We start from the raw sequence: 9,549 nt of genomic DNA on the forward strand, positions 1-9,549 counted from the left end.
TCAGCGCCCAGCGATGAGCGCCTCCCGCGCCGCCGCCAGAGCGCTGCGCACCTCGTCCGTCACCGCATGGACGGATGCGGAGTCGAGTGCGGCGAGCGCCGCGGTCGTATCGGTTAGGACTGCGTAGTCGATGGAGATATAGAGCCACTCGAGGGCGACGTTGGGAAAGCCCTTGCGCAGCGCCATCTCCCGCGCGTCGATTGCCTCGGCGTTGCGCCCCAGCGCGGTGAGAGCCTGCCCCAGGAGGTGATGGTTCGACGGGTTCGACGGAGTGAGGATGGTCGCAGCACGCCCAGCCGCCGCAGCTTCTTCGAGGCGACCCAGCCGGCGGGAGACTTCCGAGAGAAGCGCGGGCGCGTTGTACAAATCAGGCCGCTGGCGCCACGCCCGCCGTAGGAAGAAGCGCGCGGACTCTGGCCGGTTCATCTCCAACAGGTGAGCGCTCAAGACCACCGCTTGGCCTTGCCCGATCCCCACGAGGCCGGCGGCAACCCCGTACGCACGGAGCCCCTCCCTCGGCCGCCCTTCCCTGTACAGGCGTTCAGCGAACGCGACCCACGCGGATCCGGATTCGGGGTGTGACTCGAGCAATTCCCCCCAAAGCGTGTCGTTGTCGCGCCAATCGGGGACCCGCGTCACGGTGCGGACCGTACCGGCGAGGATCAGGACCGCGACGACTGCCATGCCCGCGTGGGTCCGCCGGGCTTCGAGACGGGTCACGAGCCACCCGATGATCGCGACAAAGCCCAACGACGGCAGGTACAGGTGTCGCTCTGCCACCAGGACCGGGCCCAGGTAGAAGACGTTGGCGACCGGAAGCAGGGCTGCGGCCACCCAGAGCACACCAAATCCAATGACTCGAATGGAGCTACGGCGTGGATCGAGAACATCGCCGACCCGCCAGCTCCACAAGGCCGCGGCGAAGGCCATCAGCACCATCGACACGCCGGTGATCGCGAGCGGAGTCCAGCCGAACGCGACGGGAAGTATTCGCGGGGTATTATCGATGGACAGATCGAGCGGGAAGATGAGCAGGCGAACGTAGTGTGCCCAGGCCTGCATCACCGTCCACACCCGCGGCATGTCTTCGAGCGCCTGCATGCCGAAGGGCGTCGGTGTCGATGCCACGGCTCCGAGCACGTTCATGCGGACCAGGAGAGCCGTGGCCAGCGCAGCCGCCATCAGTACGTATAGCGGACCATGAGAGCGCGCGTAAGCGAGCGTGCGGCGTGGCGTCATGTCCGTCCGCGCGGCGTCGAGCAGAAAGAGCAGAAGTGGGAGCGCCGCGCCGCTCTCTTTCGACAGCACGGCGAAGACGTAGAGGCCGGTCACGCCGAGCGCCCGCCCAAGGCCATACCGCTCGGGAGCTCTGAGGTGCAGGAGGGCCGCCGACAGGGCAAAAATGGCGGCGAGCATCTCTGCTGCGCCCGGGACGTCCACGACGACCTCGATGTGCACGGGGTGAATCGCGAAAATGAGGCCGCCGGCCGCGGCAGCCGTGGGCGGGAGCAGCTCGAAGAGAACGAATAGCACGAGCACGATCACCGCTGCGTGAAGCATGAGGTTCACGATGTGGAACGCTACCGGGCGTCCACTCCCTGCGGCCCAGGTCAGCGCGACGAGGGCCGTGTGCATCGGACGCCAGGCCCCCATCTCCCGACCCGCGGGGCCTGGCCACGAAGGTTCGAGAAGGCGCGTCGGCAGATTCGAGAGGGAATGGATGCCCTCGTCGATCTCGACGATGAAGACGCTGTCACCGGCGAGGCCGTTGAACAGCACACCCAGATGGATTACGACGCCGAGTGCGGCGGCGAGCAGAGCTGCCCGCCGCGGCTCGAGTATGTGCTCGAATCCCGTCAGGACGGCCCACTCCCGCGCACCGCGCAGAAGCCACCGCCGTCCGTGCAGCCAGGTTTCCGTAGCGTGCGTTCGAAGATCTCGTAGATCCTCCGGTATTCGTCGGTCCAGGAGGCGGGCTCGACGAATCCGTGGTTCTCGACTGGGTAGACGGCCAGTTCCCAATTCTCCTTACCCAGCTCGATGAGCCGCTGGGCGAGACGGACCACGTCGGCAAAGTGCACGTTGGTGTCCACCATTCCGTGCAGCATCACGAGGTGCTGATCCGGACCGAAGTTCTCGGCGAAGTAAATCGGCGAGGACTGCTCATACGCCTGCTCGTCATCCTGCGGGAGGTTCAGAATGGAGCTCGTATAGCCGTGGTTGTAGTGCGCCCAGTCCGTTACGGAGCTGAGCGCCGCGCCGGACTTGAAGGTTTCCCCCGCTGTGAAGAGCCCCATGAGCGTGATGAAGCCACCGTATGAGCCGCCGTACAACCCGATGCGTTCCGCATCGATACCCTCGTTCGCCGCCAGGTAGCGCGCGCCATCCACCTGGTCGGACAGGTCCTTGCCTCCCATCCAATGGTAGATGCCGGTGCGCCACTCGGAGCCGTACCCGGCCGAGCCGCGATAGTCGATGTCGAGTACGGTGTACCCGCTCGCCGCGAGGAACTGGTTGAACTGGTACTCCCGGTAGTACGACGACCAGTAGTTGTGAACGTTGTGCAGGTATCCCGCTCCGTGCACGAAGATGACCGCTCCCCGTGTGGCTCGGCGCCCAGGTCCTCCGGCCGGTAGATGCGCGCCGGGACCATGGTGCCGTCTTCGGCCTCGAAACGAAGGATCTCGGGCTTGATCCAGGGGAAAGACTTCCACTCCTCCGTGGGCGAGTCTGTGACCTGGCTCATCTCCGCTGCGTCGTCGGAATCCGCTACGAAGAGCTCCAGGGGACGGTCGGCGACGTCGTGCACGATCGCGAGGCGCTTGCCGTCGGGTGACAGCGTACCGTTGAAGCGGCCTTCACCCTCTGTTATTCGCTCGCGGTGGGAGCCGTCGAAGTCCATCCAGAAGAGGTGCTCGCTGAACGGCGAGCCCTCATTCGTGCGCAGGAAAAACCTGGAGCGGTCTTCGGGCATGCTGACCGAGAGCACCTCCCACTCGCCACTCGTGAGGGCTCGGCGGTCTGAACCGTCAGCGTTCACGGAGTAGAGATGCGCGTACCCCGTCTCCTCGCTCACGAAGTAGATACGGTCGGTCCCCGGAACGAAGCCGACGCATTCGGTGAAGCAGGGCCCGGCGACCCAAGCGTCGTCGTGCAGGTGGTCGACGAGTGTGCGCTCGCCAGTTGCCGCGTCGACGGACCAGAGCCATCGGTCCTTGTCGTCGAACGACACGGCGAAGACGAAGGCCTTGGTTCCGGCATCGTTCCAGTTTGCGCCGGAGACCGAAGAGCCCGGGGGCCCGGACCCCCGCCCGACCCGCACTGATCCCTCTCCCTCGTAGTCCTCAGGCACGAGGTCGATCCAACTGACTGCGCCGGTCGCGGTGGTAAGGATGCCGACGCGCCGGCTGCTCTGCGCGTCCCCGACCTTGGAGCGAACCGTCAGATCCCGTGTGTAGCCATCCGCGGTGATCCAGTCGGGTACGATCGTCTCCTTGGAGCCCTCCGACGGCCGACCCGCGTGGATCAGAGCGTACTCGCCCGAGCGAGTCGGCGTGAGCGCCCGGAGGCGCTCCTCCGGCGCGAGCCGGATCTGTGGCAGGAGACGCGCGGTATTTGCCTCCCGGACAGAGTCTCGACGCTCGCTCTGCGCCACGTCGCGCCGGATGTGCGCGAACAGCTCGAGCTGCTGGTTCTCGAGGAAGCCCCTCTGACCCTCGGCTTCCGGGGGGTCGCTCGGCTCGGGTTCCGAGGCCATACGTGTCAGCTGCGTGAGTTCGCCCGATTCGATCGTCAGCCTGAAGAGATTGCCGTCTCGCTGGAACAGGATCGACTCCCCATCGGAGCCGAAGAGCGGCTGCCCCTCGCCGTCCTGTGTGTGCGTGAGTCGCCGCACGCGCATTGAGCGGCGGTCGACGAGGTAGAGGTCGCCCCGGACGGACGAGATCCTCCAGCGACGGTCGGCGGAGAGGTCACCGTTGGCGAGAAGCGGTGCCATCTGTCGCATCGTATCGTCATCGACCATTTCGGGCGTGCCGCCGCGCGCCGACACACGGTACGAAGACCGTGAGGCGTCCCAGTCTAGTCCACCAGGCCTCCAGCTGAAGTAGACCCACTCGGAGTCATCCGTCCACCGGATCTCTCTAGGTGCCACGCCCACGTTCGATTCCGCTCGCATGATGCTGCGGATCGAGAGTTCGAATTGTTGGCCACGCACGGGCTCGGGCACGTGATCGGCAACGGTCTGTGCCGTCGCGGTGGTCACCCCAGCGAACACTCCAACGATCAGCGAAGCGGCCAACGAGGGCAGCCTCTTCATCATGTCACTCCGCGGCACCGTCAGTCTCCCATGCAGGTTCCCAAGGCCCTGGCGGTCTGAATGATGTCGCCGTCCAAGGGCACGGTCTTGATTGTTGCGATCGCCTGACCGAGCGGGACAGCCAGCACATCAGGTGGATCGAGCGCGACCATACATCCGAAGCGCCCGTCTCGCACCAGTTTGACGGCGGCGGCGCCGAAGCGAAGCGCCAGCAGTCGGTCGTATGAATTCGGGCCACCCCCCCGCTGTAGGTGGCCGAGCACCAGGTGGCGGTTCTCGCGGCCCGTACGGTCCTCGATGTCCATCGCGACTCTATGAGCCATGCCCCCCAACCGCTCCTGGCCGCGGCCGGCCTGCTGGAAGAGCGGCTTGCCGCCCACCGGGAACGCACCCTCGGCGACCACCACGATCGCGAACTCGCGGCGCTCGACGACGTAGCGTTCTTCGATCTTGTCACAGACGCGGTCGAGATCATAGGGGATTTCCGGGATCAAGATGACATCGGCGCTACCGGCGACCCCGGAGAAGAGCGCGATCCACCCCGCGTGGCGCCCCATCACCTCGACGACCATGACCCGCTGGTGCGCCTCTGCCGTGGAATGGAGCTTATCGATGGCGTCCGTCGCGGTCTCGACTGCGGTCAGGAAGCCGAACGTGAGGTTGGTGGCGGCGAGATCGTTGTCGATCGTCTTGGGCACGCCCACCACCTTGAGACCCTTCTGGAAGAGCGTGTGCGCGATCTTGAGTGAGCCATCGCCTCCGATCGCGATCAGCGCGTCGATCCCCCGCTCCGCCAACGCGTCAATGACGTCTTGTGATCGGTCGACGTAGGTCACCGAGCCGTCCTCTGCCTCTACCGGCCATCGCAGGGGATTCCCCCGATTCGTCGTGCCCAGAATCGTCCCGCCCTGATGGGTGATACCGCGCACCGCAGCTCGGTCGAGAGGGACGACGCCGTCTCCGTCGAACAGCCCGTCGTAGCTTTCCCGAATGCCGAACACCTCCCATCCGAGCCGCTCGGCGGACAGCACCACCGCTCGAATGACGGCGTTCAGGCCAGGGGCATCTCCGCCGCCCGTGTTCACGGCGATGCGGCGAATATCAGTGCTCATGGGGGGACCGAGGACGGCGAGCCTACCGCATCGTCAGAACACCTCCCGTACGGTTCCGGTGAACTCAGCTCCAGATCACGCGGATACCGTATCCGGCCCCGTTGAAGATCGATCCGTACAGGAAGCTCATACAAGGCTCCTCTGGAGCAGGCTGCCTCGATACGAAACAAGGGGGGTGCGGAGAGAAATCTTCGGCGTCGCCGCCGGGGCCTGAGTAAATTTAGGGAGTAGAATCGGTCACCGCTACGCCGGGACAGCGTTGCTAGGACGCGTTGTGTGCTGCCGACGCCTCAGCCACAGCGTCGAGCAGCGCCTGCCGACTGACGGGCTTCATCAGCGTCGTCCTCGCCCCCATCTTCTTTGCCGTGCTGAGGAGCTCGGTCGTCGTCCCCGTTAACGCGATGATTTGCACGTCGGCGAATATTCCAATCAAAGCTTCGATGAGCTCGATCCCATCGCCCCCTGGCATCTTGAGGTCGGTGACGACGACTTCGGGGTTCTTCTGAATGAAGAGACGCATCGCCTCTGCGCCGTTCTTCGCGTAGTACAGCTCGTGCCCGGCCGACTGCAGAATGTGGCGCTGCAGAAGGAGATCTTGTTCGTCGTCATCAACGATGAGTACTCGGGCCATGTCCTGTGTGGGCAGAGATCCGCCGACCTCGATTCGCACTCAATTGATGGAACCAAAGTGCCCTGGGAGCAAGGGTCTTGTTTCTCTAGCGCGAGCCGTTCGACGGGAGAAGTTGGAAGGTCACAGTTTGAGACTCCTCCGGCCCAGTTCGCGGCTCTTCGTCGCCGAGATAGAAGACCGAAGTCGTCACGATCCTTTCAAGCCGCTCCGCCGAGAGCACCCGACCCTCCCCGACGTGGAAGACGAACGTGCCCTCCCGCGCGCTCTCTCGCGTGACTTGCATTTTGGCGTCGGGCCCGAGATGCGGCTGATCGATCACCGTGCTACCACCGCCCTTGGCACTGTAGCTGATCGTGACCTCCTCACCTTCGATCGACTCGATCGAGAACCTCGTCGCTTCCGCAAAGTCGAGGTCGAGGTCCGGGAGGGTGTAGCCGGATATCTTCGCCCACTCCCCGCCCACCTCTTGGGGCTCGACGGGAAGCGGTAGAAAGGAGACGAGCGTCAGCGCCTCGAGCGTGGGGCGCCACTGATCCGCTTCTAGCCCTAGTTCCGAGAATGGCATCGTCCCGACCGAAGGGTCTCCTTCGCCCACGTCGAGCGTGTATTCCGCGATCATGTTGCCGTCATCGTCTTCGTATACGTCGATGCCGAGCAGAATCGTGTCCGGCCCTATGCGGTACTGCTCGCGACCGTCCACGGCCCCTACGACTTCGAGCACGCCCCAGTAGCTCGTCTGATGGGGCTTGGCCCGGAGAGTTGGGGGTGGGGGCTCTACCCGTCTTTGCTGAGCGGCCGTCGTCGAGGCGGCCACTGTCGCGTCCGCCAAAACGGCTACCGTCAGGATCGCGAGTGTGAGCAGACCTCGGCGTCCACGCTGGACAGGTCGAGTCACGGTTCTGGTTCGGGGTGGAAACGTGGTTCCGCGCGTGTCACGGCACGGGCTGCACCTAATCGTACGCACCGGCGTCTGATCGGGACAGCGAGTCTGTCGGACCTGCCGCGAATTCATCGGAGCTCTGGGATGGCTCTTCGGTCGCCTCGCGCCTACACTGCCAGGATGGACACTCACGATGTATCGGACGACCTGCTCGGCAGACGTCTAAAGGCTTCCGCCGTTGGAATCCTGTCACTCCTGCTCGGCTCGACGGCGCCACAGGAGCAAGAGTGGCGACCGCTCTTCAACGGAGAAGACCTCTCCGGTTGGACCGTGAAGGTCACCGGGTACGATCTCGGTGAAGATCCCTTGGGCACGTTCCGCGTCGAAGACGGACTGCTCACGGTGGGCTATGAGCGATACGACGTCTTCGGCGAACGGTTCGCACACCTCTTCTACGACGAGCCGTTCTCCAGCTACGTGCTGCGCATCGAGTATCGATTCATCGGAGAGCAGGTCGAGGGAGGGCCCGACTGGGCCGTCAAGAACAGCGGCGTGATGTTCCATTCCCAAAGCCCGGAATCCATGGCCCGCGATCAGGACTTCCCGATCTCGCTGGAGGCTCAGTTGCTCGGCGGTAACGGATTCGATGAGCGTCCCACCGCCAACTTGTGCACGCCCGGCACTCACGTCGTCATGGAGGGCGAGCTCATCGAGCGACACTGCACGAGCGCGCGGGCACCCACCTATCACGGGGAAGAGTGGGTGACGGTCGATCTCGTCGTGCGCGGAGGTACCTCGATTGCGCACGTGATCGGTGGCGATACCGTGCTGGCGTACGAACGGCCCGTCGTTGGCGGTGGGGTGGTGAACGGCTACGACGAGGCCGCCAAGCATGATGGTGAGTTGCTCACGGGGGGCTACATCGCGCTACAGAGCGAGAGTCACCCCGTCCAGTTCCGGCAGGTGCTTCTGCGGCCGTTGGCAGGAGGGCGTTGAGGACGACCTAGCTGCTCGGTGGACCGTCAGGGTGCAGCGCGCAGTTGGGCGGTACGTCCCGGGTCCAGTTGAGGTTGATGATCTTCCATCCGCCGTCGCGCCGCATCAGCGTGGCGACGTCGATGCCGCAGTGGCTGAATTCCGAGCCGATATAGAAGTCGTAGGGGGTCCAGATGGTCGCGATGGCGCCGGCCACGCGCACCTCAGCGTCCCACATCCGCTCGGTCATCACCTCTTCGCCGGTCTCGACGCGTTGAAGAAGACCGGCGAGCGTCGAGCGGCCGAAGACGGTGGTGCCGCTCCGAGCGTCCGTGGATTCCATCGTGATGTTCGGATCCACGGCGTTCGCAATGAGGTCGGGATCGCCGGCCAGACCGTCGAAGAACGCCTGGAGAACCGCGAGGATGTCGGCGCGCTCTGCGACGGTCGGCATGTGTGCTGCCATTTCCGCGGCCTGGATGCGTGTGCTCGGGGCGTCGTCGCCCCCATCGGTCGAGCCGCAGGCGGTGCAAATCAGAAGAGTCGCTATCAGGGACACGGCGCATTTCATGAGCTTCTCACTTTGGGTGATCGGCCTCGTCGACCAGGGAGTCTAATCCCACGGCCTCGAGTAGTGCGAGAGCGTTGCTCGTCTGTGCGAGCCCGGGCCGCATCAGGTAGTCGAACTCGAGTCGCGTCGTCCCTCCTTCACGATGCACGGTCTCACGGAAGTGGACGCAGGTTGCCACTTCGGCGAGATCGGGCGCGTCGGCGAGCGCGAGGTCGTGCGTGCTGACCACACCGATCGCGACCTGTTCAAGCAGGTGCCTGAGGACCGCGCGCGCCGCGATCTGCCGCTCGGAGCTGTTCGTCCCGTGCAACATCTCGTCGAGCAGGTATAGGACTGGCCCCTCGTCTCCCGCCTGCATTCGGGCGGCCTCGACGATGCTACGAACGCGAAGCAGCTGCGCCATGAAGAGCGAGACGCCCTGCGAGAGCGAGTCCTCGATGCTCATGCTGGTGAAAATGCGTACACGGGGCATCTCGAGCTTGGCCGCGCACACTGGCGCTCCGACTCCGGCGAGAATGCAGTTCGCGCCTATCGCGCGAAGCAACGTGCTCTTCCCCGACATGTTCGATCCGGTCACGAGGAGGAAGGACCCGGGCGGGCCGACCTCTACGTCGTTGCGAATGCACTCGTCGTCGGTTAGCAGCGGGTGCCCCACTCCGGGCGCGTTGATGCCCGTCACCGTGTCGGACTCGTGCCACGTCGGGAACACCCAGTCCGGGTGGTCGTGTGCCAGGCTCCCCAGTCCACTCAGCGCCTCGATCTCGCCCAGCGCTTCGATCCAGCCGTGGGCGACGGCGCCGCTCGAACGCCGCCAACGGTCCAGGCGCACTCCCAGATGAACGTCCAGGAGCAGGATGGGCGCGAGACCCACATAAATGAGGTTGCGCCGACTGTCCACGGTGTCGACCAGCTTCGCCAGTCGGGCGAGCTGCCGGTGCGCGGAGTCGCCCTGCGTCCGGATTCTTTCGGCCTGCGTGTGAAGCGCGGGAGCGCTCATCGGCCAGGTCTCGAGCTGCCGGAGCTGGGGGACGTAGGCGGCGAGAGCTGGGCCCATCGCCGCGA

Annotated in this window: 9 protein-coding genes; 1 reads left to right on the top strand and 8 read right to left on the bottom strand. The window is 65.0% G+C overall.

Annotated features, from left to right (window positions below; translation table 11 throughout):
- From IIB36_06100 to IIB36_06125, 6 genes are all read right to left on the bottom strand, one after another.
- Positions 1-1,779, bottom strand: a complete 1,779-nt coding sequence (locus IIB36_06100) for a tetratricopeptide repeat protein (GenBank protein ID MCH7531324.1) — start codon at positions 1,777-1,779, stop codon at positions 1-3.
- A 77-nt stretch (positions 1,780-1,856) separates the two neighbouring features.
- Entirely contained in the window at positions 1,857-2,297 is a 441-nt protein-coding gene (locus tag IIB36_06105; protein MCH7531325.1) for a prolyl oligopeptidase family serine peptidase, read from the bottom strand.
- Entirely contained in the window at positions 2,240-4,321 is a 2,082-nt protein-coding gene (locus tag IIB36_06110; GenBank protein ID MCH7531326.1) for a DPP IV N-terminal domain-containing protein, read from the bottom strand. The genes IIB36_06105 and IIB36_06110 overlap by 58 nt, the downstream gene beginning before the upstream one ends.
- Positions 4,322-4,338: 17 nt before the next feature.
- Positions 4,339-5,430 (bottom strand): ATP-dependent 6-phosphofructokinase, encoded by a 1,092-nt coding sequence (locus tag IIB36_06115; GenBank protein ID MCH7531327.1) that lies wholly within the window; start codon positions 5,428-5,430, stop codon positions 4,339-4,341.
- Positions 5,431-5,692: 262 nt separating this feature from the next.
- On the bottom strand, positions 5,693-6,100 hold the full coding sequence (locus IIB36_06120) for a response regulator (protein ID MCH7531328.1): 408 nt from the start codon (positions 6,098-6,100) through the stop codon (positions 5,693-5,695).
- Between the two features lie 46 nt (positions 6,101-6,146).
- The gene (locus IIB36_06125; protein MCH7531329.1) at positions 6,147-6,956 is read right to left on the bottom strand and encodes a hypothetical protein; all 810 of its coding nucleotides are present in this window, start codon (positions 6,954-6,956) and stop codon (positions 6,147-6,149) included.
- Between the two features lie 129 nt (positions 6,957-7,085).
- Between IIB36_06125 and IIB36_06130 the strand changes: the two genes are divergently transcribed.
- The gene (locus IIB36_06130; GenBank protein ID MCH7531330.1) at positions 7,086-7,937 is read left to right on the top strand and encodes a DUF1080 domain-containing protein; all 852 of its coding nucleotides are present in this window, start codon (positions 7,086-7,088) and stop codon (positions 7,935-7,937) included.
- A gap of 7 nt (positions 7,938-7,944) precedes the next feature.
- On the opposite strand, the gene IIB36_06135 is transcribed toward IIB36_06130, so the two are convergent.
- Both IIB36_06135 and IIB36_06140 read right to left on the bottom strand, forming a co-directional pair.
- The gene (locus IIB36_06135) at positions 7,945-8,475 is read right to left on the bottom strand and encodes a nuclear transport factor 2 family protein (GenBank protein MCH7531331.1); all 531 of its coding nucleotides are present in this window, start codon (positions 8,473-8,475) and stop codon (positions 7,945-7,947) included.
- A 19-nt stretch (positions 8,476-8,494) separates the two neighbouring features.
- A complete protein-coding gene (locus tag IIB36_06140) occupies positions 8,495-9,484 on the bottom strand; it encodes a hypothetical protein (protein ID MCH7531332.1) in 990 nt (329 codons plus the stop codon).
- Positions 9,485-9,549 lie beyond the last annotated feature (65 nt).

The sequence above is a fragment of the Gemmatimonadota bacterium genome, from assembly GCA_022560615.1.
In the GTDB taxonomy this organism is placed as follows: Bacteria; Gemmatimonadota; Gemmatimonadetes; order Longimicrobiales; family Gaopeijiaceae; genus UBA1138.

Excerpts from the sequence above, each read along its gene's own strand:
- IIB36_06105 (MCH7531325.1), bottom strand. The coding sequence starts at position 2,297 with ATGGGGCTCTTCACAGCGGGGGAAACCTTCAAGTCCGGCGCGGCGCTC.
- IIB36_06110 (MCH7531326.1), bottom strand. The coding sequence starts at position 4,321 with ATGATGAAGAGGCTGCCCTCGTTGGCCGCTTCGCTGATCGTTGGAGTG.
- IIB36_06115 (MCH7531327.1), bottom strand. The coding sequence starts at position 5,430 with ATGAGCACTGATATTCGCCGCATCGCCGTGAACACGGGCGGCGGAGAT.
- IIB36_06130 (MCH7531330.1), top strand. The coding sequence starts at position 7,086 with ATGGCTCTTCGGTCGCCTCGCGCCTACACTGCCAGGATGGACACTCAC.
- IIB36_06140 (MCH7531332.1), bottom strand. The coding sequence starts at position 9,484 with ATGAGCGCTCCCGCGCTTCACACGCAGGCCGAAAGAATCCGGACGCAG.